The sequence below is a fragment of the Rhodopseudomonas julia genome (genome assembly GCF_030813515.1).
Taxonomy (GTDB): Bacteria; Pseudomonadota; Alphaproteobacteria; order Rhizobiales; family Afifellaceae; genus Afifella; species Afifella julia.
In genome coordinates this window covers 1,671,543-1,693,795 of record NZ_JAUSUK010000002.1, presented here as the reverse complement: position 1 = coordinate 1,693,795, position 22,253 = coordinate 1,671,543, and the positions used below count along the sequence as shown (strand labels likewise).

The window sequence follows — 22,253 nt, the reverse complement described above, 5'->3', positions numbered from 1 at the left end:
CTCGAGCCTAGTCGCCCTCCTCCCAGCGCTTTTCAGCGCGCCACAGGGCGGTGCTGTCCGCATATCCGAGTGCCTGAGCGAGCCGAGACCGGTTTCCTCCATGGGCTGTATTATGCCGGCGCAAAAGGGACTTCCTGTAGTCCTGTACCAGCTTACGGATGGAGGTACCTTCGTCTGCGAGGCGGCGCTGAAGTGTTCGCGGAGGGATGCCGAGCTCTTTGGAGATGGTGGCAAGCGTGATGTTCGTGAAGCCGAGATGGATGGCGATGAGCGCCAGGACGCGTTCGGAATAGGTGGTGGGCGCCTCGGTTGCGACGAGGAGATCGCTGATATGCCGCTCCAGGACGCTGGCAAGTGCCGGATCCTCCTTGCGATAGACGCGGCGTGCGCCGGCAAGGTCCATCACCAATCTGTTGGTCGACTGCCCAAACAGAAGAGGTGCCTGAAAGATGCGCTCCAGAGGCTTCGGATCGCGCGGGGCGCCGTGTTCGAAGTGAACCTCCAGGGGGCGCCAGCTGCTTGAGAAGCACTGCCTGACGAGATGGCAGGTCGTTGCCAGCGTGAACTCGCTGTCCTGCCGGCGCGGAGATAACGACGTGTCAGTGATCCCGTAGGACCATATCAGCGTCTCGTCTTCGCAAGAGACGGACGAATGACTGGCGCCCTGCAGCGCGGCCATCGAACGGCACAGGCGCTTGAAGGCGGCTTCGATGGTCGAGGTCATCGAGAAGAGCATGCCCATCGGCCCAAGATCCGCCGGCTTGATCGACACGCCGAGCTCAGCGCCGAGAAAAGGATCGCGAACCACGACGGCTGCCTCTTCGAACGCGGCGAGATAGCGCGCGATGGGGACAACGGCATAGGGATCGCTGAGCTGGGCCCGCAATATACCGTGGCCCGCCAGTAAAACATCGGTCTTGGCGGTGCGCTTGTCCAGTTCTTGAATGATCGGCGCCAGCGCGGAAGCACGAATTGATGCAATCGCTGGCATACGACTGTCTAAGTGTAGGGCATTTGCCGTTGACATAATCGCCAAACCCCCTCTCGGCGCGAATTATCGATTCATTGGCGTAACATGCAATATCGGGACCAATTTCCCCCTCGTAGCTTCGGCAAATAGCAGTTCCAATGAGGGGTGATATGACGTTGGAAATCGCCAATCCTGTCGCCAGTCCGAGACTGGCAAGGAATTCGGTCGGGCTTGCCCATATCGTATTCTTCGTCGTCGCAGCCGCCGCTCCTTTGACCGCCGTCGTCGGAGCTTCGCCGGTTGCTTTCGCCTTCGGCAATGGCGCGGGTGTCCCCGGGGCTTATCTCCTGGCCGGGCTTTTGTACCTGGTATTCTCCGTGGGGTTCACAGCGATGAGCCGCCACGTTGAAGGGGCCGGCGCATTCTATGCGTATATCTCCCAAGGCATTGGCCGGCCGACGGGCGTCGGTGCAGCCTTGATGGCACTGATCACCTACAGCGCCGTGCAGATCGCCATCTACGCGCTTTTCGGTGTCTTCGTCGCTGCGGGGCTCGCGCCTTACGGCATCGAATTGCCGTGGTGGGTCTGGTCGTTTGCCGCTTTGGCCGTGGTCCATCTCTGCGGGCAGCGCAACATCGCGTTTTCAGGCAAGATCCTCGGCGTCTGCATGGTGGCGGAGATCGTCATTCTCTTGTTGCTTGATGTTGGGATCCTCCTCCAAGGCGGTGGGCCGGAGGGCATCGGCTTGACCTCGTTCGCGCCTGCCACCGTCCTGTCTCCAGGGCTGGGCGCGGCACTCGTCTTCGTCATCGGTTCGTTCATCGGCTTCGAGGCGACCGCGATCTTCGGCGAAGAGGCCGAAAACCCGGAGACGACCATTCCGAAGGCGACCTATGTCGCCGTCCTTCTCATCACCTTGTTCTACGCGTTTTCGACCTGGGCGATCGTACAGCATTACGGCGCCTCGCAGGTGCAGGCGGTCGCCGAAGCCGGGCTCGACAATTTCTTCTTTGCCGCCATGGATGCGGTGCTCGGGCGCTGGGCCAGCGAGACCATGAACATTCTGCTGATCACGAGCCTGTTTGCCTGCGTGCTCTCGTTTCACAACACGCTCAACCGCTATTTCTTTGCTCTCGGTCGGGAAGGGCTGGCGATGCGGGCCCTCGGTCGGGTGCATGAAAAGCATCTGTCGCCGCACATCGCCGGCGTCGTCCAAAGCCTGAGCGCGGCCGCCATCCTTCTCGTCTTCGTGTTGTCGGGGGCCGATCCCTACGCCGTGGTCTTCTCCTGGATGTCGGCTCTCGCTGTGATCGGCATCTTGTCGGTGCAGGCTTTGGTTTCGGTGGCGATCATCCTGTATTTTCATCGCCATCCTGACCAGCATGGTCGCTGGACCACGCTGGTGGCGCCGAGCGTCGCCTTTGTGGGACTGCTCGGAGCCCTTGCACTGGTGATCAACAATCTCTCGCTGCTGTCGGGCAGCGACAGCCCCGTCGTCGCTTCGTTTCCCTATGCGATCGTCCTGGTTTGCGTGGCCGGCATCCTCTTCGGCTATCGCATCAAGGCGAAGCGACCCGATCTCTACGCCGGGCTCGGGCGCATGCTCGACTAGGCCTCCCAGAAAACCGGCAGGCGTTCTGCATTTGGAGCGCAATGCCTGCCGGCCTTCACCTCCTTCACCCTTCCTTCGATCCACCGTCTCAAGTCGCGCGGTGCGCAGACGCCTGCGCGATACGAGGCCGAACACAAGGACCAAACCCATGACAGGTCTGCCGAAAATCGATTTTCTCTATCTCTCTGAACCAGACATGATCCGTGCCGGCGTGACCGACATGCCCGCCTGCGTCGACTGCATGGAAGAGATGTTTGCCCTGCTGCATCACGGCGACTACCGAATGGCCGGCCCCAATAGCGACAGCCACGGCGCCATGATCGTGTTCCCGGAGAACTCGCCCTTTCCGAATATGCCGAAGCCCACGGCGGATCGTCGCTTCATGGCGATGCCGGCCTATCTCGGCGGCAATTTCTGCACCGCGGGCGTCAAATGGTATGGCTCCAACATCGCAAACCGCGACAAGGATCTGCCCCGCTCGATCCTGATGTTCACGCTCAACGATGCTGATACGGGCGCACCGCTCGCCTATATGTCGGCCAATCTGCTTTCTGCTTACCGCACCGGGGCGGTGCCGGGTGTCGGTGCGCGTCACCTTGCGCGCAAGGATTCAAAAATCGTCGGCATCCTCGGGCCTGGTGTGATGGCACGCACCGCGCTTGCGGCCTTCATCGCGGCTTGTCCGCAGATCGACACCGTCCGGGTCAAGGCGCGCGGGCAGAAAAGCCTCGATGTCTTCATCGCCTGGGTGAAAGAGCATTACCCGCAGATCACCAAGATCGAGATCGTGAACGACCTCGAGGCGGTCGTTCGTGATTGCGATATCGTCACCTATTGCGCCTCCGGCGAAGTCGGCGATCCGGAGACCTATCCGATCGTCAAGCGCGAATGGGTGAAGCCGGGCGCGTTCCTGGCGATGCCGGCCCTTTGCGAAATCGACGAAGCGATGAAAGCACCCGATGTGCGCAAGGTTCTGGACAATACCGGTCTCTACGAGGCTTGGTACGAGGAGGTTCCGAAGCCCGCGCATCGCACCATCCCGGTCATCGGGGTGAAGTTCATGGATATGCTCGCCGAGGGCAGCATGAAGCGCGAGGAACTTGAGGATCTCGGGGCGATCGTCGCGGGCGATGCGCCAGGCCGGATCAACGATGAAGAGATCATCTTGATGTCGGTCGGAGGCATGCCGGTCGAGGATGTGGCCTGGGGCACCGTGATCTATCGCAATGCCGTGGAGAAGGGCATCGGTCAGAAGCTCAACCTATGGGACGAGCCGGCGCTGCGCTGAGGCGCCTCCACCACACGTGCCCGCTATCGAAAGATGCTCTCCGCAAGATCGAAGGACGCCGGCTTGCGGCGTCCCTCGATCCGACAGCGAAAACGAGCTCATTGCGTTTGGCCGCTGAACGAGGCTCTGCCTCGGGCAAGGCCTGTCAGAAGGATATCCTCATGGCCCCCACGATCATGCCCGTTGAGACGGCGCAGGATTTTCCGCCTCGCACCAGCGTCGTCATTATCGGTGGCGGTATCGTCGGACTGACGGCCGCCCTGACGCTGGCCGAAAAGAATATCCCCGTCCTCGTTTTGGAGAAGGGACGGCTCGCGGGCGAGCAATCGTCGCGAAATCTCGGCTGGGTCCGCAAGACGATCCGAGCTGCGCCGGATGTACCGCTGGCTATGGCGGCCGACCGTTTGTGGGCCGAGATGGCGACGCGGGTCGGGGCGAATGTGGGTTATGGGCGCACCGGCATCATGTATCTCGACCGCACCGAAGCGGATGTGGCCGGGCATGAGGACTGGCTGAAATCGGTGAGCCATCTGTCTCTCGATTCGCGCCTTGTCACGCCTTCAGAGATCGACGAATTGGTGCCGGGTGGTGCGGGCAAATGGGCCGGTGGCCTTTATACGCCGTCGGATGGTCACGCCGACCCGACCTTGGCCGCGAGTGCGATCGCGAAAGCTGCGATTTCCAAAGGTGCGGTCGTCGTGGAAAATTGCGCCGTGCGCACCTTGTCTTTGGAGGCTGGCAGGGTCGCCGGTGTGGTGACCGAGCGCGGAGAGATCCGCTGCGACCAGGTGCTTCTCGCTGGGGGGCTGTGGTCGCGCCGCTTCCTCGGCAATCTCGGTATCAGCTTGCCGACCTTGTCGCTCGTCTGTTCGGCCTTTCGCTCCCCGCCAATGCAGGGGCCGTGCAAGATCGGCGTTGCCGGACCGGATTTCTCCTTCTGCCAGCATTATGATGGCAGCTTCATCATGACCCAGCGTGCCGCGCTGATGGCGCCTTTGACGCTCGATCATGTGCTGATCGGCATGCGGTATCTTTCTCAGCTGCGTGGAAACCGCGGCATCGTGCGGATGAAGGTCGGACGCGAAACGATCGATGATCTGAAACTGCGGCGCCGTTGGGGGCCTGCAGACGAAAGCCCCTTCGAAAAGCGTCGTGTGATGGACCCACCGACGATCTCCAATTTCAATCGAGAGGCTGTCTCCAATCTCAGCTCGGCCTGGCCGCTTTTCAAAGGTGTCGAGATAAAATCTGCGTGGGCCGGAACGATGGATATCACGCCGGACACTCATCCCGTGATTGGCCCCGTCGCCCGCATTCCGGGGCTGACATTGGCGACCGGCTTCTCGGGCCACGGTTTCGGCACGTCGCCTGCCGCAGGTCAGCTCGCGGCCGAGCTGGTGACCGGAGAAACGCCGATCGTGGATCCTGCGCCTTATCGCTTCGAGCGCTTCTGATGCCGCGGGCCTAAACACCTGAGAGAAGAATTTGAAAGTGAGAGGGACGGAGGCTTACCGGTCCGCAGTGTCTGGCGCCTCGCAGAGCGTCGAACGGATGAGGAAGCGGCGCTCGCGGCCATTGTCCAGGGAGAACATGCCGCCACGCCCCGCAACCACGTCCAGGACGAGATCTGTGTGCTTCCAGCGCTCGTATTGCGCCCCGCCGATATAGAAGGGCATACCGTCGATCTCGCCGAGCTTCACGTCGGCGTCGCCAATCAGAAACCCGTTCGCCGGGTAGCACATCGGCGAGGAGCCATCGCAACAACCGCCCGATTGATGAAACAGGACCGGGCCGTGATCGGCAACGATCTCCCGCAGCAGCTCGCGTGCGGCTGGCGTTGCGGAGACTGAGCCCATGGCTTTCACCTTGCGAACTTCAAAGGGCAGAGCGGGAAGGTGGGGCAGCTTTGCCGCCCCACCCAGCAGATGTCTCAGGCGGCGATCTCGATGACCGCTCGGCCGTCGATCTGGCCCTTGTGCATCTTCTCGAAGACGCTGTTGACGTCTTCGAGTTTCACCGGGTTGACGATCGACTTGACCTTGCCGTGCCCGGCAAAATCGAGCGCCTCTTGAAGGTCGAGGCGGGTTCCGACAATCGAGCCGCGAACGGTGATGCCCGCCAGGACCATGTCGAAGACCGAGATTGGGAAAGAGCCCGGCGGCAGACCGTTCATTGCGATCGTGCCGCCGCGGCGGACCATGTTCTCGGCCTGCTCGAAAGCTTTCAGATTGACGGCCGTGACGAGAACGCCGTGCGCGCCCCCGTCCGTCTCCTTCTTGATCTTCGCTGCAGCGTCCTCCTTGGCTGCATTGGCTGTCAGAGTGGCGCCAAGATTCCGTGCGAGATCGAGCTTGTGATCGTCGATATCGACGGCGGCGACGTTGAAGCCCATCGCCTTGGCGTATTGGACGGCAAGGTGGCCGAGGCCCCCGATGCCCGAGATGACGACCCAATTGCCCGGCCGGGCATCGGTCATCTTCAGGCCCTTATAGACCGTCACGCCGGCACACAGGATCGGAGCTATTTCGGTGAACCCGATATTGTCCGGAAGGTGTCCGACATAATTGGGATCGGCCACCACGTATTCGGCAAAACCGCCATTTACCGAGTAACCGGTATTCTGCTGCGATTCACACAAAGTCTCCCAGCCGCCTACGCAATGCTCGCAATGCCCGCAGGCCGTGTAGAGCCACGGGATGCCGACCCGGTCGCCTTCTTTGACGCGTGTGACGCCCGCCCCGACACCCGAGACGTAACCGACGCCTTCATGGCCCGGAATGAAAGGCGGATTTGGTTTGATGGGCCAGTCCCCCTCGGCCGCGTGAAGATCGGTGTGGCAGACGCCTGATGCCTGGATCGCAACCTGGATCTGTCCTGGCCCCGGTTCGGGAACCGGCACCTCATCCACGCTCAGCGGTTTGCCGAATTCGCGCACAACTGCGGCCTTCATGGTCTTCGCCATTGTCTTCCTCCCTTGGATTTTGTCTTGAAAAAGAAGCCCGGCGGCCCCCAAGCCGCCGGGCCCTCGTTGGTGGCTCGTTTAGAAAAAGCCGAGCTTCTTGGGATTGTAGCTGACGAGCAGATTCTTCGTCTGCTGGTAGTGGTCGAGCATCATCGAATGGGTCTCGCGGCCGATCCCCGATTGCTTGTAGCCGCCGAAAGCCGCATGGGCCGGATAGGCGTGGTAGCAATTGGTCCAGACGCGCCCGGCCTGGATGTTGCGGCCGAAGTGGTAGCAGCGGTTCATATCGCGGCTCCACACGCCGGATCCCAGGCCGTAGAGCGTATCGTTGGCGATATGCAGCGCTTCTTCCTCGTCCTTGAAGGTCGTCACGGACACGACAGGACCGAAGATCTCCTCCTGGAAAATGCGCATCTTGTTGTTGCCGTGGAACACGGTCGGCTGGACGAAATAGCCGCCTTCCAGCTCGCCGCCGAGATGGTTGCGCTCACCACCCGTGAGGATTTCGGCGCCTTCCTGTTTGCCGATGTCGATATAGGAGAGGATCTTTTCGAGCTGTTCGCTCGACGCCTGCGCTCCGATCATCGTCTCCGGGTCGAGCGGATTGCCCTGCTTGATGGCTTTCACGCGCTCCAATGCCCGCTCCATGAAGCGGTCGTAGATGGAGTGCTGGATAAGTGCCCGCGACGGGCAGGTGCAGACTTCGCCCTGATTGAGCGCGAACATCACGAACCCTTCGATGGCCTTGTCGAAGAAATCGTCGTCTTCCGCGCATACGTCGTCGAAGAAGATGTTCGGAGATTTTCCGCCAAGCTCCAGCGTCACCGGGATGAGGTTCTGGCTGGCATATTGCATAATCAGCCGGCCGGTCGTCGTCTCGCCGGTGAAGGCGATCTTCGCAATGCGATTGGAGGAGGCGAGGGGCTTGCCGGCTTCAAGCCCGAAGCCGTTGACCACGTTCAGCACGCCCTCAGGCAGCAGGTCGCCGATGACGTCCATCAACACCATGATCGAGGCGGGCGTCTGCTCGGCCGGCTTCAGCACCACGCAATTGCCTGCGGCGAGCGCCGGAGCGAGCTTCCACACGGCCATGAGAATCGGAAAGTTCCACGGGATGATCTGGCCGACGACGCCCAACGGCTCGTGGAAATGGTAGGCGATGGTCTCGTGATCGATTTCGGACAGCGTGCCTTCCTGCGCCCGCACGCAGCCGGCGAAATAGCGGAAGTGATCGATCGCGAGTGGCAGGTCCGCGGCCTTCGTCTCCCGGATCGGCTTGCCGTTGTCCCAGGTCTCGGCGGTGGCGAGGAGATCGAGATTCTCCTCCATCCGGTCGGCGATGCGATTGAGGATGAAGGCTCGCTGGGCGACATTGGTCTTGCCCCAGGCATCTTTGGCCGCGTGGGCGGCATCGAGTGCTGCCTCGATATCGGCCGCATCCGAGCGTGCGACCTCGCACAGCGATTGGCCGGTGATCGGCGTGACGTTGTCGAAATACCGACCCGACTTCGGCGCCACCCATTTGCCGCCGATGTAATTGTCGTAGCGCGTGGCGAAAGGCAGTCGCGTTTCGCCGAACGGCCGTTCCAATTGATCCATTGCTGTTCTCCCTAACCGGGCGCTCTTGGCGAGAGGAAAGCGGTTCCTCTCGGGCGCCCTGGACAGCAGGATCGATGGCCCCCTGGGGCTTGTCAGCCCCCGTCACGCGGGAGGGATGAGGCATCTGTCGCAGGAATGCGACAGGGAGCCGCGGGATCTTGTGTCACCTCCTCCGGGCGCTTTGCGCCGAGTTTGCGATGGAAGGTCGCGCGCGAAATGCCGAGAATGCGCGCCGCTGCCGAGACGTTGCCGCCGGTGCGGGCGAGTGCGCGGGCAAGGACGGCACGCTCCGCATCCTCCAGGCTTTCCGCACCCGGGATACTCAGGAGATCGGAAGCCGGCACCGGCGCTTTGGAGAGGTTGCCTTTGATCCCCAATGCGACGCGCGCGCTATGGGATGCGCCGACTGCGAGATCGTCGGCATTCACGGCGACGAGCGCCGCGGGGTTATGCTCCAACCCCGATACGGCGAGGATCCGCACATGCGCAAACGTTCGGCGGAAGGCTTCGGCTTCGATCCGCCGTGCCGCTTCGCGGACGCTGAGAGCGATAAGCCCGGCGAAGGTCTCGGTGAGATCTGTGCGGCAGGAGGAGACGTCGAGAACGCCGGCGAGCTGGCCGTTGTGGTCATGGATCGGTGCTGCCATGCAGCCGAGCGCCCCGTTGCGCGCAAAGAAGTGTTGGTCCCGGTGCACGGTGACGGGGCGGCGCTCGATGACGCAGGTGCCGATGCCGTTGGTGCCTTCCGTTGCCTCGCTCCACAGCGCGCCTGGCCACAATCCCCAATCGTCGAAGGTCGCATCGTCGCCAGCCTCGCCGCGGCGCTCGACCGGTACGCCGTCGCTATCGGCAAGGAGCACGCAGCAGCCCGCCGCGCCGACGGCGCTGAAGAGTTGATCAAGACTGGCTTTTGCCGCGCGAATCCATGGCTCCATTCGCTCGCGCACCATGGCGAATTCGCTCGCCGTCAGCCGATGCGGCGGGTGCCTGTTGGCCGGATCGAGCCCGTAGAGACGCGCCGAGCGGCTCCAGGACGCGACCATCGGCGATTGCGCGGCAGCCCCGGCCGCGATCGCAGAGTGAACCACATCGACGTGGGGACAAGTCTCGGACATCCCAAGTTTCCTCCCATTGGGGTTTCGATGTGCATGGACCGTTTTTTGTATTCGGCTTGTCTAGGCACATCGTCCGATTCTAGGTTCTTGCGTTCTCCTTGCGTATTTTGAGACACGATTAGTGCAATCGCCTGGCTGCACCTGCGATGATTGTTATGGTGTCCCGTATTTTGCCAGACGAAAGTATTCGATGAATGTGGTGGCAAACGCAAGAGAGGGCAAAATGCGTATAGGCGCGTTCGCTTCTATTCGAAGACAAAGTGCCGGCTTGTCTCCTCTCTTGGGCCGTCTCTTCTGCGGCCCCGAGGCGCTTCTGCCTGACCTTTCGCCGCTTTGCTGCATGCCCCGTTACGAGGGGGTATGCGTTCCGAGATAGCTCTCTACGGCGGCGATGCCCGAGGCTGAGAGGGTTTCCTCGGTCGGTCCAACGGTGACGAATCGCCCCTTGTCGAGGAAGGCGACGTTGTCGGCGAAGCCTCGGGCATCCTCCGGATGATGTGTCACCATCAGCACCGTCATTGTTCCCGCCCGACGCCGCAGATCGCGCAACAATGCCAGCATTTCGCGGCGCAGGGCAGGGCCGAGCGCGGCAAACGGCTCGTCCAGCAGGAGCAGCGGGCGCTGGCGGACAAAGGCGCGCGCCAGCGCGACCCGCTGACGTTCGCCGCCGGACATCTCTCCCGGCCTTCGGTCTTCGAAGCCAGCCAGTCCGACAGCCTGCAGTGCTTCTGCCGCGCGCTTCCGCTCGGCCGCGCTCAGTCGCAACCTCGGGGAAATCCCGAGCCCCACATTCTGCATGGCGCTCAGCTGGGCAAAGAGATTGTTCTCCTGAAAGACAAAGCTGAGCGGGCGTTGCGAGGGTGGCACGCCCGTCATGTCGGCGCCGGAGATTGTCACCCGGCCGCGCTCGGGCGGCAGAAAGCCGGCGATGATGTCGAGGAGGGTCGATTTGCCGGCACCGCTCGGGCCGATGATCGCCAGCCATTCGCCGGGCGCCACCGTGAGGTCGAAACGCATTGGCGCGCTCTCATAGGTGTATTCAATGCCATCCAGGACGAGGGCGGGCTGGGTGGTCATAAGCCTTCTTCCCGGCGAAATCCGCGCTCGGCGAGCGCCATCAGGCCGAGGCACAAGACACCGAGCAGCAGTGCCAGTCCGGCTGCGTCGGCGGTGCGATAGCTGCCCATGCGCTGCAGGAGCAGATATGGCAGGGTGATGAAATCTTGACTGCCAAAAAGCGCCATCGCGCCGAGATCCCCGAGGGACAGGGCGAGCGCAAAGGCAAAGGAGAGAGCCAAGGGAGCTTTCAGCGCAGGCCATTCGACATGGCGCAGCCGGGCCAGCCCGAAGAGGCCGAGGCTCTCGGCAAGGCGATCGTGTCGCTGTGCCGAAACGGCAAGCGCCGGCGCGAGAATACGCACGATGAACGGCATCGCCATCACGGCATTGGTGGCGACAACGACGAAGGGCGCCGCCGCGAAAACGTCGGTCACCCGTCGCAGCAGAAGAAACCAGCCGGCGCCGATGACGATCGGCGGCACCACGAGCACGAGGCTGCCGGACAGCTCGAAGAGCCCCCGCCAGGCGATGCGCCCCCTCTCTCGCGGTCGCCTCGAAGACGGCGATCTTTCCAATGCCTGTCGTGCCAGGAGGAGAGGTGCTGCGAGCAAGATGGCGAGTGTCGCCGCCGCGATCGCCACGACGCCGCTGGTCATCGCGGCCCGCTGGACGTTTGGATCGGCCAGCAATGCGACCAGATCGGAACGCAGACCGGCAACGATCGTGGCGATGAACGGCGAGAGGACGAAGGCGATCCCCACGGTCAGAGCCGCGAAGTCGAGCGCCCGAACGAAGCCCAGGGGAGGGTCGTAGCGCCGTGCCCGCCGCCCGAGGGTAAAGCCGCCGGGCGTTGTCTGGCCAAGCCGCAGTGTGGCGGCGAGCGCCAGGGCGGTCAGCCCGATTTGTGTCAGCGCCAGGAAAACCGCGAGGCCTGGATTAAAATCGTAGCGCAGCGCCTGATAGATCGCGACTTCCAGGGTAGTGGCGCCCGGTCCGCCGCCCAATGTCAGGACCAGCGTGAAACTGGTGACGCAGAGCATGAAGATGAGGCTCGACGCGCCGGGCAGCGCGGTACGGATTGCCGGCCATTCGAGGACGCGGAAGGTGGTGAGGGGCGTGAGAGAAAGCTGCCCGGCGAGCTTCCAGCTTTCCGTCGGGACGCCGTCGAGCGCGGCGACCATGAGGCGAGCGGCGAGAGGCATGTTGAAGAAGGTGTGGGCGATCAGAATGCCGGAGAGCCCATAGACATTGAGGCGCTCGAAGCCGAGCGCAGCGCCCAGATCCGAGACGACGCCGTTGCGGCCCCACACCGCGATGATCGCCAGGGCACCCACCAGCACCGGTAAAGCCTGCGGCAGCAGGAACAACCGCAAGACGAGGCCGCGGCCGGGAAACTGCGCCCTGTGCAGGGCGACAGCAAGCGGCAGGGCACCGGTCACGGCAAGTAGGGTGGAAAGCGTGGCCTGTTCCAGCGTGAACAGCACCACCCCCCGCAAATAGCGGTCCGATGCCAAGGCAGATAGGTCCGGCGTCGCATCGGCTTGGGCGAGCAGCGCGAGGCACGCGCCGCCCAAGAACACGGCAAGCGCGGCAATTGCGGCGAGCCCCGCCGCGACACGCCAACGTCGATCGGTCGAACCTGTCATCTCGCGGGGGAAAACCTCAGTTGCCGAGCGCCTGCAGCCATTCCTGCGTCCAGCCACGGCGGCTGTCGGCCACCGTTTGCGGATCGAAAGACAGGGTCTTGTCCGGGATCACAAGTTGTTCGAAGGCGTCGGGCAGCGGCGAGGCCGTCGCTGCGGCCGGCAGCATCCAGTTTGTGGTCGGCAGCACGTCCTGCGCCGCGGGCGAGATCAGATAAGCGAGGAAGTCGCGGGCGAGATCTGGATGGTCGGAGTTCGCGATGCGGGCAGCGACCTCGATCTGGATGTAATGGCCCTCATCGAAGGCTGCAGCGCGGTAGCGGTCGCTCTTCTCCTCGATCAGGTGATAGGCGGGTGAGGTGGTATAGCTCAGCACCATCGGAACTTCGCCACTCGTCAAAAGCCCATAGGCTTCGCTCCAGCCGGGCGTCACTGTCAGGATACGCTCGGAGAACTCCCGCCATTTCGTCTCGGCGCGGTCGCCATAGACATTCTTCATCCACAGAAGCAGCCCGAGACCCGGCGTCGAGCTGCGGGGGTCTTCGATGGCGATCTTCTCCTCCGGATCGCCGCTGACCAGCGCCTCCAGGCTTTGCGGAGGCACGTCGATCGCTTGGCTGTCGTAGACAACGGCGAACCAGCCATAATCGTAGGGCACGAAAACCGGATCGGAAAAGCCGCCGGGCACGTCGACCGCAGATGTGTCGGTGCCATGCGATACGAAGAGCCCGCTCGCCTTGGCCTCAGCGATCAGGTTGGTGTCGAGCCCAACCACCACTTCCGCCGACGTCGAGGCACCTTCGAGCTTCAAACGGTTGAGGATCGCAACGCCATCCTCCAGCCCGACCCATCTCACTGTGCAGCCGCAGGTCTTCTCAAAACCGGCCTTGATCTGCGGGCCCGGCCCATAATCGGCGACGAAGCTTTCATAAGTGTAGACCGTCAGAGAGGGCTTATCCTCCTGCGCCGCGGCGGGGGCGGATGTGCCGAAGACAATCGCGGCGGCGGCTGAGATGACGAAGATGGAAGGGGATTGCAGCGAGCCCAAGGGCGCCTCCTTGTCGTTTGAAAGCGGGAAGGGGCGCATTCGCGGCAACGAAAGCTCTCCATCCCTCCGCCGGTGCGAGCCGGATCAGGTTCAGCGGGTTGGCGGATAAGCCTCTCAGCCCGTATGGGCACCCCGTGTGAGCAACTTCAGACCTAGTGGATATGCGCCGGCCCGGCAAGCATCGCTGCGGCCGCCTGCCGGCTATTTTCACAATGACCTCGACGGACAACGCAGACGGAATCGTCCAGGCCCTCGGTGCGGCGACCGACCGCCGCGGCGTAGCAAGCAGGAGGTGCGCGCCATGGGTTACATCTTCCCGTACATGACCGGGAGATGTATCCCAGTCGCCACATTAAGAGAGACGCATAACCGTTTGATTTTTCGTGATAAAAAGGCTGGTAGCGGAGGAGGGACTCGAACCCCCGACACGCGGATTATGATTCCGCTGCTCTAACCGACTGAGCTACTCCGCCGCCCGCAGGCCGCCTCGCGATGCAAGGCTAACGGACCGCGTGCGATATACGGTGGGGTTTTTTCACCGTCAAGCCGCGGTGCGCCGTTATCTCTCGGCCGCGCACACCTTATGTGCCACCGCTGGAGCCGCCGGTTTGGATTTTGCGGGCTTGCGCGAGTGCCCGCTCGCGGGCGCGTGCCTCGAACGCTTCCACAGAGCGAGCATAGAGCTGGCGCACCACGGCTTCCTTGAAGCCGCCAAATCCCGCACCAACGAGGGCGAAGTCGACACGCATCGTCACCTTGGTGCGCGCCTTTTCGATCGCCTCGAAGTGCCATTCATGGCGCAGCGAACGAAACGGTTTGTCGTGTGAGGTGATAAGAAGACGGTCCGGCCGCGTCAGTTCGGCACGGCTACGAAACGCAATCGTCAGGCCCGGCAGTCCGACGCGCTGCATGACGAGGAGTGCATCGCCGTCGCGCTCGAGGATCCGCGCCTCCAGAAAGCCGGGAAGGAATTCGGGATAGCTCTCAACGTCGGAGACGAGGTCGAAGACCTCTTCCTGGGGCAGCGCAACGAAACGCGTCGTCTCAAGGTGTCGGGACATTGGGCCTCAAAAAGCTGCGTGGCCGGCCGCCATCAGAAACGCCGCCGGCCACGTGCCATCACTTTTGGGAGCCAAGCACGTCCGCGAGTTCTCCTGCAAGATCTGCCATCTCGTTGGCGTGTCCGTGTGAGGCCGCCTGATCGCCGACCGGGCCGTGACCGATCCCTTTGTGACAGGCGATGCAGGTGAGGTTGGCGCCCTGCGCCTGCTGGTGGGCGAATTGTGCCGCCTGGCTCTGTTTCTCAAGCGCCATGGCCGCTTCGTCATGACAGGTGCGGCAAGTCTCCGAATCAGTGCGCTCCAGATAGGCCCAGACCTGTTCCGACATCTCTTCGCGCTTGGCGTCGTATTCCTCGCGTGTCGACAGTTCGCCGGTGAAGTGGCCCCACACGTCCTTCGCGCCTGCCGTCGCCTTGCCCCAAAGGTAATCGGTCCATGGGTGGCTATCGACATGACAGGTGATGCAAGGCGCACGGACGCCGGAGGCGTTCTTGTAGTGCGCTTGTTGGGTGTAGGTCTCCTGCGGCCACGACATTTCGTGACAGGCAAGACAAAATTCGTTGGTGCCGGTCTTCTCGACCACGGTGGTGGTCGCGCCTGCAACGGCCAGGCCGATAACGCCGCCAACCGCCACGAGGCCGAGTGCTGCCCATTTCATGAAAAATCCCCCGTTGCCCGATCGGCGCGTCCGGGCGGACGCGCCTTCTTTGTCGGACAAGAGAGACTTAGGCGGCAGCGAGGGGAGTAAGAAGTGCGGCGCGCGGTCGCCTGGGGCGCACCGGCTTCTATTTCTCCTGGACGTAGGTGTGCAGGGCCTCGATCTGAGGCTCGGTCAGCCCCTCTACAACCCCGCCGAGATTGGGATGGGTGGCGATCTTTTGCTGAAACTGCTCAAGGTCCAGCTCCGCCATGGCCGCTTTGTTCGGAGCCAGCGTGCCGTGGCAGGCGGCGCATTTGCTCGTGAAGACGGAGGCGGCGTCAAAATCCTGGCTTTGTGCGGTACCTGCGGCCGCCCCGAAAGCCACGGCAGCCAGGGCAAACAACATCGCTCTTTTCATCATCGTCTCCAACGCACTCCAAATCAAAAAGACGGCGGCCGTGAAAGACCGCCGCCCTGTCGTTGTTGATATGGAAGACCGCGCCCCGTCCATCAAGCGAGGCGGTGGTGCGACCGATCTACGCCGCCTCAGACATATCCCAGCAAAAGCATGATGATGAGGATGACCAGGATGAGGCCGACGATCCCGGATGGTCCGTAGCCCCAGCCGCGACTATAGGGCCAGGCCGGCACTGCACCGAGCAGGATCAAGATCAAGATGATAAGAAGAATTGTTCCGACCGACATGGAGAACCTTCGTTTTGTCCGGCGCCCCCGTTGGGCCGGCTCTTTTGCAGCAAGAAACGCCGTCGGGATCGTTGCGGTTCCCGGCTCGTTCGACGTGCAAATTCCATGAAGGTCTCGGATGGGCTTCGCGCAGGCGAAGATCCTGATCGGCTCAGTCGTCCGTTTTCTTCGTTTTGCGCAAGACGACCTTGGTACGATGCGGCGGCGACAGCGCCTCTTGCGGCCCCTTCAAGTAGTCGCGCTGCCACTTCTTGCGCGCGGCCTCAGAATCCGGCGAGGCGAGCTCTTCGTTGAAGCTTCGCCGTCCTTCCGCCCATTCGTGATAGGCGGCGGCAAGCTCCGGATCGTCACCGAGCGCCCGGCGGCGGGCCTCAAAAGTCTCGATTTCTCCCCGGCGGACCGGAAAGAAAGCGCAGAACGGCTCGTCCTTCTCGAAGGTGACGCTGGCCCCGGGGCGGGTGAAGCGCCAGTTCATGGTGAAGGTGGCGGTCGCCCAGTCTGTCTCCACCACACCGTTGAGCGCCTGGATATCGGCCTTGATGAGGTTGGGCGGCCCCATGACCCAAAGATCATATCCCGGTGGGGTGCGGATCAAGGCCGGGACCGTAAATGTGAGAATGCCGTGGCCGAAATGGCTCATCGCGGGGTGCCGGTGCGCCTCTCGGTAGCTGATATCGATAGCCTCCAGCGCATCGGTGCCATCCCAGCTGGCTGTGAATTTCGCAGGGTTCAGAATTTCCCAGCAATGCGAGTTGGCGATGGCGAGAGGCAGGCAGCGATAGGCGAAGCGATGGCTCGTCTGATCCATCCATCGGCGCTCACGCGCGGCCGGGCGGATCACGATATCGCTGCCGTCGATCATGTAAAAATCGAGATAGTTCGTGCTCATCGAACCCCGCATATGGACCGACCATAGGTCCACAACAGGTGGATTGTCATCGCCACACGGCAAGAGTGCGCTGCCCGGGGTTGTTTTTCTCCTCCTCTGCGGCGATCACTCGCTGAAGGCTCCGGGATGTCTGCAGCAGGATTGAAGGAGCGCGACAAGGAGAACTGAATGCGCGAAATCGGACATTTCATCGGCGGTCGCAACGTGGCGGGCAAGAGTGGGCGCACGGCCGACGTTTTCTTGCCGATGACCGGCGAGGTGCAGGCGAAAGTGGCGCTCGCCTCGCGCGCGGAAATGCGTGAGGCGGTGGAGAACGCCAAGGCGGCGCAGCCTGGTTGGGCGGCGCAGAACCCGCAGAAGCGCGCTCGCGTTTTGATGAAGTTTCTCGAACTCGTACATCAGGAATACGACAGTCTCGCCGAGCTTCTGGCGCGTGAGCATGGCAAGACCGTTCCGGATGCGCGAGGCGACATTCAGCGCGGCCTCGAAGTGGCGGAGTTCGCCTGCGGCATTCCCCATTTGATGAAGGGCGAGTTTTCCGAGAACGCCGGGCCGGGCATCGACATGTATTCCATGCGCCAGCCTCTCGGCGTCGTCGCCGGCATTACGCCGTTCAACTTTCCTGCCATGATCCCGATGTGGAAGTTCGCTCCGGCGATCGCTTGCGGCAATGCCTTCATCCTGAAACCGTCCGAGCGCGATCCGGGCGTGCCGATGCGCCTTGCAGAGCTCATGATCGAGGCGGGTCTGCCGGCTGGAATTCTCAACGTCGTCAACGGCGACAAGGAGGCCGTTGATTCAATTCTTGAGGATCCGGACATCAAGGCGATCGGCTTCGTCGGCTCCTCCGCGATTGCCGAGTACATCTATGGAAAGGGCTGCGCATCCGGAAAGCGTGTGCAGTGTTTCGGCGGCGCCAAGAACCACATGATCGTCATGCCTGACGCCGATTTGGATCGTGCCGTCGATGCCCTGATCGGTGCAGGCTACGGCTCTGCCGGCGAGCGCTGCATGGCGATTTCCGTTGCCGTCCCCGTCGGCGAGGAGACCGCGGACAGGCTCATGGAAAAGCTCATTCCGCGGGTGGAAAGTCTGAAGATCGGCCTCTCGACCGATCCGGACGCCGATTTCGGTCCGCTGGTCACCGCCGAGGCGGTGAAGAAGGTTCGCGGCTATGTCGATCTCGGTGTCGAAGAGGGCGCCGACCTCGTCGTCGACGGCCGCGGCTTCACCATGCAGGGCTACGAGAATGGCTTCTACATGGGTGGTTGCCTGTTCGACCGCGTCACGGCGGACATGCGCATCTACAAAGAGGAGATCTTCGGGCCTGTTCTCTCCGTCGTCCGCGCCAAGGATTATCAGGAAGCGCTCGATCTGCCGACGAAGCACGAATACGGCAACGGCGTCGCGATCTTTACGCGCGACGGCGATGCCGCCCGCGATTTCGCCTCGAAGGTGGAAGTCGGCATGGTCGGCATCAACGTGCCGATCCCGGTGCCGCTGGCCTATCACACCTTTGGTGGCTGGAAGCGGTCAGGCTATGGCGATCTCAATCAGCACGGCCCCGATTCCATTCGTTTTTACACGAAGACGAAGACGGTGACCTCGCGCTGGCCCTCCGGCATCAAGGATGGTGCCGAATTCATCATGCCGACCATGCGGTAGAAGGCGGATCGCATCCGATCGGCTGTCCCGCCGATCGGATGCGCTCTCGCTGTCGCTCCAACTGCTTTCTCTGTCAGGAGGGCCGGGCTTTGCCCGGCCGTGCCCATTGAGACCCCGGGTCGCGTCTCGCTTCACGCGACACCCGCAAATGCACCGGCGATCATCATCGGCGGAGCATAGCCCGCCGGTTTGTCGCCGACCGTCGTGCCCCCCGTAATGCCGCCCTGCAGCTCTGCACCGAAGAAGGTGTAGGGGAAGGGGGTGGCGGGTTGGCTCACATGCTCGAGGCGCGCCCGAAGTTCTGGCGGAATGACGAAATCGAGTGCGCCGAGAGTGTCGGCGAGCTGCGCCCGCCTGGTCGCTCCGAGGATGACCGAGGCGACGCCGGGCTGCGTCGCCACCCAGTTGATGGCGACCTGCGCCATCGAACGGTCGAGTAGGTTCGCCACCGTTTCGAGCTCGGCGACGATCGAAAAGTTCCGCTCGGTGAGTTTTTGAAAGCCGGGATTGGACGATCCCCTCAAAGTCTCAAGCCGTCCTGAAGCCTGCGCTCCCGGATGATATTTGCCGGAGAGAAGGCCCGACGCGAGTGGACTCCAGGCCATGATGCCCGCGCCGCTCGCAAGCCCAAAGGGCACGAATTCGTGCTCGATATTGCGCTCTGCCAGCGAGTATTCGAGCTGCAGCGTGCAGACGGGCTCGAAGCCTCTCAGCTCGGCGATGGCCTGGGTGCGTCCCGCATACCAGGCTGGCACGTCGGAGAGACCGATGTGGCGGACTTTGCCCGCCGTAACGAGATCATCAAGGGTGCGCAGCACTTCTTCGGCTGGCGTCAGCCGGTCCCAGGTATGCAGAAGGTAGAGATCGACATAGTCGGTCCTGAGCCGCCTGAGAGAGCCTTCGAGGGCCCGCAGGATATTCTTGCGACCGTTCCCGCCCGTATTCGGATTGCCGGGCTCGGCGTTGTAGCTGAATTTCGTGGCGATCACCGCGCGATCTCGAAGGCCCCGTTCGGCGATGAATGCGCCCAGCCATTCCTCGCTGGTGCCCTCCGTATAGAGGTCGGCCGTATCGAAGAAATTGCCGCCTGTCTCCACATACGCATTGACGAGGGACTGTGCCGTCTCTCGGTCTGCGCCCCAGCCCCATTCCGTTCCGAAGGTCATCGTGCCGAGGGTGAGGCGACTTACTCTGAGGCCGCTTCTTCCGAGCGTGTAGTAATCCATCGTCATCATCCCCTCCACCGGATGCCGGGAGCCTTGCCTGGAGAGGAAGAAGCATGAGCGATCAGGTTTCATGCGATAAGATGTTTCCCTCGCATGCATTGTGCGATTGGGTGCAGCAATGGAGCGTGATCTTCTCAGCCACCTGTTCGTCGTGGCGGCCGTGGCGCGGCGAAAGGGGTTTGCTGCAGCGGCCGGCGAACTGGGTATGAGCCCTTCGGCGGTGAGCCACGCCGTCCGGCTCGTAGAAGAGAGACTCGGCCAGGCGATCTTCGCACGCACGACGAGGAGCGTCGCTCTGACCGAAGCGGGGGAAGCCCTTCTTGCCGGCATCTCCCCGGCGCTTGCCGATATCGCCGACGAAATCGAACGCCTGCGGGCCGCCAAAGGACGGGCGGGAGGTGTCTTGCGGCTCAACGCCCCACGACTGGCCTTGCCGCTGGCGCTCACCCGGATCCTGAAGGAGATGGTCGAGAAGCACCCGGATGTGACGGTCGATATCACCATCGATGAGGGGCTTGCCGATATCGTCGGTGAGGGCTTCGATGCCGGCGTGCGTCTCGGCGAGATGATTGCCCGCGATATGGTGGCCGTCCGTCTCACCGTGCCTTTCCAGGCCATCCTCGTCGCCTCGCCCCTTTATCTCGCACGCCGCGGCCGGCCAGAGCGGATTGCCGATCTCGCCGCGCATCACTGTATCGGATTCCGAGGGATCCGCTCTCGGGCGCTCTATCGCTGGGAGCTCTCTGAGAACGGCAAGGACGTGGCGGTGGAGACACGCGGCCCGCTCGTCGTGAGCGATGCGATGAGCGCGCTCGATCTCGCAAAGGAGGGGCTTGGCATCGCCTACCTTTTCGAGCCGTTGGCGCGTGCCGACATTGCTGAAGGGCGGCTCGTGCAGCTCCTTGCGGAAACAGCAATCGAGGAGCCAGGCCTCTTCCTCTATTTTCCGAAGCGCGCCTCGCTCTCGCCCAAGCTGCGGGCTTTTATCGACACGGCGCGACGCGTCCAGCGACAAGTATCAGCGGAGGCGGCGTCGCTCCCTCAAGCGAGGCCATAGCGGGCGCCCTGGAAGGGAACACCGAGCACAACGGGATGGAGATCTTGTTGCCGGACGGGCCGCGGGGTGACAGCGCCTAGGCCTCTTCCTTTGCCGGCGGCTTCGATGGCACGAGGCTGATGGGAGGCGGTCCGCCTGCGTCGAGAGCCTCATATTCGTCGATGCGGGCAAAAGCGTCGCGCAGAGCCTCCGACCAGGCATGCGAAAGCTTGCGGAAATAGGGATCTTCCGCCTCGATGCGGCGTTGCTCGCCGATCGTCAGCGTGTCCTTGCGGTAGATGAGAAGATCGATGGGCAGCCCGACGGAAAGGTTTGACCGCAAGGTGGAATCGAACGAGATGAGGACGAGTTTTGCCGCTTCACCCATGCGCATCGGCGCCACCGTGACGCGGTCGAGGATCGGCTTGCCGTATTTGTGCTCGCCGATCTGGAAATATGGCGTGTCCTTCGTCGCTTCGATGAAGTTGCCTTCCTGATAGATCAGAAAGAGGCGGTGGATATCTCCCTCGATCTGCCCGCCGAAGATGAAGGACGCGGAGAAGAGACCAGGATTTTCGCGTGCTGCCTCGTCCTGATCTGCGAGAGCCTCACGCACCGTCTGCCCGACGAGGCGGGCCGCCTGAAACATCGTCTCCACCGTCATCAGGGATGGCTCGCTGCCATCGGCGGCGAGATGCAGCCTCTCGTTGAGAAGCGAGACGACGGATTGCGTTACGGAAAGGTTGCCGGCAGACAAGAGCACGAGCAGCCGCTCACCCTTGCGCTCCCAGATATGCATCTTCTTGAAGATGGACACGTTGTCGACGCCGGCATTGGTGCGCGTGTCGGAGGCGAAGACGATGCCTCGGTCGAGGCGCAGGCCCACGCAATACGTCATTTCCGCTTCTCCGGAGGCAGCTTGCGCTCGCTATTGCTGCTGCTGTTCGACGACGACGTCCACGGACAGAGTTTCCTCGCCCGCCTGTCGATGTAAGCCGACTATAGGGGCGGCAGCACGCGCGTCGAGGCCGCAGGCGAGACGAACATAATTTTCCGTTGGGCAGATGCCGTTTGCAACGTCGAAGCCGACCCAGCCGAGCTCCGGCACGAAGGCCTCCGCCCAGGCGTGGTGCGCCACTGAGGGGACCTCGTCGTCGAGCCTCAGATAGCCGGTCACATAGCGCGCCGGCACCTCCAGAGTGCGGGCGGCAGCGCAGAAGATGTGGGTGAAGTCCTGGCAGACGCCGAAACCGGCGGCGAATGCGTCTGCTGCACTGGTCCCGGCATGGCTTGAATCGGTATCGAAGCTCATATGATCGCCGATCACCGCCATCAGACTGTGCAACAGGGCCAGGCGGTCGTCGCCTCTGGCGTTGCGCGCGATCTTGCGGATTGCAGGGGAGGCCTCGGTGCTGGCTGTGCTGCGCAGAAAAGACGCCGGATTGGCGGCCTCCGGCGGGCGTCCCGTAACCCCCCCGGTATCTTTCGTTACCACCACGCCTTCCGCAACGATGGACAATGTTTCGAGCGGCGGGTCCTGGGTGACGAGATGCGTGATATTGCCGAAACCGTCTGTATAACTTGCTGCCTGATCGATGCCGGGTGCTTCGATCCGCCATTCTTCGACCGTTTGCGCGGCATTCGCGCGGGCCGTCAGGCGTAGCCGCTGAATGGCGTAGCGACCGGCGCTCGCATAATTGTAGGTGGTGACGTGCCGGATCTTGAGCCGCATGG

At 62.7% G+C, this 22,253-nt stretch carries 21 protein-coding genes, 1 tRNA gene and 1 riboswitch; of the genes, 5 read left to right on the top strand and 17 right to left on the bottom strand.

What is annotated here, in order from left to right; translation table 11 throughout:
- Positions 1-7: 7 nt before the first annotated feature.
- Positions 8-991 carry an AraC family transcriptional regulator gene (locus J2R99_RS17185; protein WP_307155574.1) on the bottom strand — a complete coding sequence of 328 codons (984 nt, stop codon included), beginning with the start codon at positions 989-991 and terminating at the stop codon, positions 8-10.
- A 149-nt stretch (positions 992-1,140) separates the two neighbouring features.
- Between J2R99_RS17185 and J2R99_RS17180 the strand changes: the two genes are divergently transcribed.
- The 3 genes from J2R99_RS17180 to J2R99_RS17170 all read left to right on the top strand — a co-directional run bounded on the left by J2R99_RS17180 (position 1,141) and on the right by J2R99_RS17170 (position 5,325).
- Entirely contained in the window at positions 1,141-2,583 is a 1,443-nt protein-coding gene (locus J2R99_RS17180) for an APC family permease (RefSeq protein ID WP_307155573.1), read from the top strand.
- Between the two features lie 148 nt (positions 2,584-2,731).
- Complete coding sequence (locus J2R99_RS17175) at positions 2,732-3,871, top strand: ornithine cyclodeaminase family protein (RefSeq protein WP_307155572.1); 1,140 nt, start codon at positions 2,732-2,734, stop codon at positions 3,869-3,871.
- 161 nt (positions 3,872-4,032) lie between these two features.
- On the top strand, positions 4,033-5,325 hold the full coding sequence (locus J2R99_RS17170; RefSeq protein ID WP_307155571.1) for an NAD(P)/FAD-dependent oxidoreductase: 1,293 nt from the start codon (positions 4,033-4,035) through the stop codon (positions 5,323-5,325).
- Between the two features lie 54 nt (positions 5,326-5,379).
- On the opposite strand, the gene J2R99_RS17165 is transcribed toward J2R99_RS17170, so the two are convergent.
- The 13 genes from J2R99_RS17165 to J2R99_RS17105 form a co-directional block, all read right to left on the bottom strand.
- Positions 5,380-5,727 (bottom strand): DUF779 domain-containing protein, encoded by a 348-nt coding sequence (locus tag J2R99_RS17165; protein WP_307155570.1) that lies wholly within the window; start codon positions 5,725-5,727, stop codon positions 5,380-5,382.
- A 74-nt stretch (positions 5,728-5,801) separates the two neighbouring features.
- On the bottom strand, positions 5,802-6,833 hold the full coding sequence (adhP, locus tag J2R99_RS17160) for an alcohol dehydrogenase AdhP (protein ID WP_307155569.1): 1,032 nt from the start codon (positions 6,831-6,833) through the stop codon (positions 5,802-5,804).
- A gap of 78 nt (positions 6,834-6,911) precedes the next feature.
- Entirely contained in the window at positions 6,912-8,432 is a 1,521-nt protein-coding gene (gene adh, locus J2R99_RS17155) for an aldehyde dehydrogenase (RefSeq protein WP_307155568.1), read from the bottom strand.
- A 92-nt stretch (positions 8,433-8,524) separates the two neighbouring features.
- Positions 8,525-9,547, bottom strand: a complete 1,023-nt coding sequence (locus J2R99_RS17150; RefSeq protein ID WP_307155567.1) for a GAF domain-containing protein — start codon at positions 9,545-9,547, stop codon at positions 8,525-8,527.
- Positions 9,548-9,895: 348 nt separating this feature from the next.
- Positions 9,896-10,624 (bottom strand): thiamine ABC transporter ATP-binding protein, encoded by a 729-nt coding sequence (gene thiQ, locus J2R99_RS17145; protein WP_307155566.1) that lies wholly within the window; start codon positions 10,622-10,624, stop codon positions 9,896-9,898.
- Positions 10,621-12,252, bottom strand: coding sequence for a thiamine/thiamine pyrophosphate ABC transporter permease (thiP, locus tag J2R99_RS17140; protein WP_307155565.1), 1,632 nt, complete (start codon positions 12,250-12,252; stop codon positions 10,621-10,623). Before thiP ends, thiQ begins: the two co-directional genes overlap by 4 nt.
- Before the next feature lie 16 nt (positions 12,253-12,268).
- On the bottom strand, positions 12,269-13,288 hold the full coding sequence (thiB, locus tag J2R99_RS17135; RefSeq protein ID WP_370872432.1) for a thiamine ABC transporter substrate binding subunit: 1,020 nt from the start codon (positions 13,286-13,288) through the stop codon (positions 12,269-12,271).
- A 53-nt stretch (positions 13,289-13,341) separates the two neighbouring features.
- Positions 13,342-13,443: riboswitch (TPP riboswitch) on the bottom strand.
- A gap of 250 nt (positions 13,444-13,693) precedes the next feature.
- A tRNA-Met gene (locus tag J2R99_RS17130) sits at positions 13,694-13,770 on the bottom strand.
- A 108-nt stretch (positions 13,771-13,878) separates the two neighbouring features.
- The gene (locus tag J2R99_RS17125) at positions 13,879-14,358 is read right to left on the bottom strand and encodes a type II toxin-antitoxin system RatA family toxin (protein ID WP_307155564.1); all 480 of its coding nucleotides are present in this window, start codon (positions 14,356-14,358) and stop codon (positions 13,879-13,881) included.
- 58 nt (positions 14,359-14,416) lie between these two features.
- Entirely contained in the window at positions 14,417-15,016 is a 600-nt protein-coding gene (locus tag J2R99_RS17120; protein WP_307155563.1) for a NapC/NirT family cytochrome c, read from the bottom strand.
- A gap of 127 nt (positions 15,017-15,143) precedes the next feature.
- Complete coding sequence (locus J2R99_RS17115) at positions 15,144-15,419, bottom strand: c-type cytochrome (protein WP_307155562.1); 276 nt, start codon at positions 15,417-15,419, stop codon at positions 15,144-15,146.
- A 125-nt stretch (positions 15,420-15,544) separates the two neighbouring features.
- Complete coding sequence (locus J2R99_RS17110) at positions 15,545-15,703, bottom strand: DUF3309 family protein (protein WP_128293767.1); 159 nt, start codon at positions 15,701-15,703, stop codon at positions 15,545-15,547.
- Positions 15,704-15,854: 151 nt separating this feature from the next.
- Positions 15,855-16,592, bottom strand: coding sequence for a DUF6065 family protein (locus J2R99_RS17105; protein ID WP_307155561.1), 738 nt, complete (start codon positions 16,590-16,592; stop codon positions 15,855-15,857).
- Between the two features lie 168 nt (positions 16,593-16,760).
- On the opposite strand from J2R99_RS17105, the gene J2R99_RS17100 reads away from it, so the two are divergent.
- A complete protein-coding gene (locus J2R99_RS17100) occupies positions 16,761-18,257 on the top strand; it encodes a CoA-acylating methylmalonate-semialdehyde dehydrogenase (protein WP_307155560.1) in 1,497 nt (498 codons plus the stop codon).
- 131 nt (positions 18,258-18,388) lie between these two features.
- Here J2R99_RS17100 and J2R99_RS17095 read toward each other — a convergent pair whose 3' ends face one another.
- Positions 18,389-19,489 (bottom strand): aldo/keto reductase, encoded by a 1,101-nt coding sequence (locus tag J2R99_RS17095; RefSeq protein ID WP_307155762.1) that lies wholly within the window; start codon positions 19,487-19,489, stop codon positions 18,389-18,391.
- A 112-nt stretch (positions 19,490-19,601) separates the two neighbouring features.
- Here J2R99_RS17095 and J2R99_RS17090 point away from each other — a divergent pair, with 112 nt between their 5' ends.
- The gene (locus tag J2R99_RS17090) at positions 19,602-20,540 is read left to right on the top strand and encodes a LysR family transcriptional regulator (protein ID WP_307155559.1); all 939 of its coding nucleotides are present in this window, start codon (positions 19,602-19,604) and stop codon (positions 20,538-20,540) included.
- 76 nt (positions 20,541-20,616) lie between these two features.
- Here J2R99_RS17090 and J2R99_RS17085 read toward each other — a convergent pair whose 3' ends face one another.
- Together J2R99_RS17085 and J2R99_RS17080 are read right to left on the bottom strand one after the other, a co-directional pair.
- Positions 20,617-21,417, bottom strand: coding sequence for a proteasome-type protease (locus tag J2R99_RS17085; RefSeq protein ID WP_307155558.1), 801 nt, complete (start codon positions 21,415-21,417; stop codon positions 20,617-20,619).
- A gap of 30 nt (positions 21,418-21,447) precedes the next feature.
- Complete coding sequence (locus J2R99_RS17080; RefSeq protein WP_307155557.1) at positions 21,448-22,251, bottom strand: transglutaminase family protein; 804 nt, start codon at positions 22,249-22,251, stop codon at positions 21,448-21,450.
- Between the last annotated feature and the right edge of the window lie 2 nt (positions 22,252-22,253).

Excerpts from the sequence above, each read along its gene's own strand:
- J2R99_RS17085 (WP_307155558.1), bottom strand. The coding sequence starts at position 21,417 with ATGACGTATTGCGTGGGCCTGCGCCTCGACCGAGGCATCGTCTTCGCC.
- J2R99_RS17185 (WP_307155574.1), bottom strand. The coding sequence starts at position 991 with ATGCCAGCGATTGCATCAATTCGTGCTTCCGCGCTGGCGCCGATCATT.
- J2R99_RS17150 (WP_307155567.1), bottom strand. The coding sequence starts at position 9,547 with ATGTCCGAGACTTGTCCCCACGTCGATGTGGTTCACTCTGCGATCGCG.
- J2R99_RS17100 (WP_307155560.1), top strand. The coding sequence starts at position 16,761 with ATGCGCGAAATCGGACATTTCATCGGCGGTCGCAACGTGGCGGGCAAG.
- J2R99_RS17110 (WP_128293767.1), bottom strand. The coding sequence starts at position 15,703 with ATGTCGGTCGGAACAATTCTTCTTATCATCTTGATCTTGATCCTGCTC.
- thiQ (WP_307155566.1), bottom strand. The coding sequence starts at position 10,624 with ATGACCACCCAGCCCGCCCTCGTCCTGGATGGCATTGAATACACCTAT.
- adh (WP_307155568.1), bottom strand. The coding sequence starts at position 8,432 with ATGGATCAATTGGAACGGCCGTTCGGCGAAACGCGACTGCCTTTCGCC.
- J2R99_RS17095 (WP_307155762.1), bottom strand. The coding sequence starts at position 19,489 with ATGACGATGGATTACTACACGCTCGGAAGAAGCGGCCTCAGAGTAAGT.
- thiP (WP_307155565.1), bottom strand. The coding sequence starts at position 12,252 with ATGACAGGTTCGACCGATCGACGTTGGCGTGTCGCGGCGGGGCTCGCC.
- J2R99_RS17090 (WP_307155559.1), top strand. The coding sequence starts at position 19,602 with ATGGAGCGTGATCTTCTCAGCCACCTGTTCGTCGTGGCGGCCGTGGCG.
- J2R99_RS17180 (WP_307155573.1), top strand. The coding sequence starts at position 1,141 with ATGACGTTGGAAATCGCCAATCCTGTCGCCAGTCCGAGACTGGCAAGG.
- J2R99_RS17165 (WP_307155570.1), bottom strand. The coding sequence starts at position 5,727 with ATGGGCTCAGTCTCCGCAACGCCAGCCGCACGCGAGCTGCTGCGGGAG.
- J2R99_RS17105 (WP_307155561.1), bottom strand. The coding sequence starts at position 16,592 with ATGAGCACGAACTATCTCGATTTTTACATGATCGACGGCAGCGATATC.
- J2R99_RS17175 (WP_307155572.1), top strand. The coding sequence starts at position 2,732 with ATGACAGGTCTGCCGAAAATCGATTTTCTCTATCTCTCTGAACCAGAC.
- adhP (WP_307155569.1), bottom strand. The coding sequence starts at position 6,833 with ATGGCGAAGACCATGAAGGCCGCAGTTGTGCGCGAATTCGGCAAACCG.
- J2R99_RS17120 (WP_307155563.1), bottom strand. The coding sequence starts at position 15,016 with ATGAAATGGGCAGCACTCGGCCTCGTGGCGGTTGGCGGCGTTATCGGC.
- J2R99_RS17080 (WP_307155557.1), bottom strand. The coding sequence starts at position 22,251 with ATGCGGCTCAAGATCCGGCACGTCACCACCTACAATTATGCGAGCGCC.
- J2R99_RS17170 (WP_307155571.1), top strand. The coding sequence starts at position 4,033 with ATGGCCCCCACGATCATGCCCGTTGAGACGGCGCAGGATTTTCCGCCT.
- J2R99_RS17115 (WP_307155562.1), bottom strand. The coding sequence starts at position 15,419 with ATGATGAAAAGAGCGATGTTGTTTGCCCTGGCTGCCGTGGCTTTCGGG.
- J2R99_RS17125 (WP_307155564.1), bottom strand. The coding sequence starts at position 14,358 with ATGTCCCGACACCTTGAGACGACGCGTTTCGTTGCGCTGCCCCAGGAA.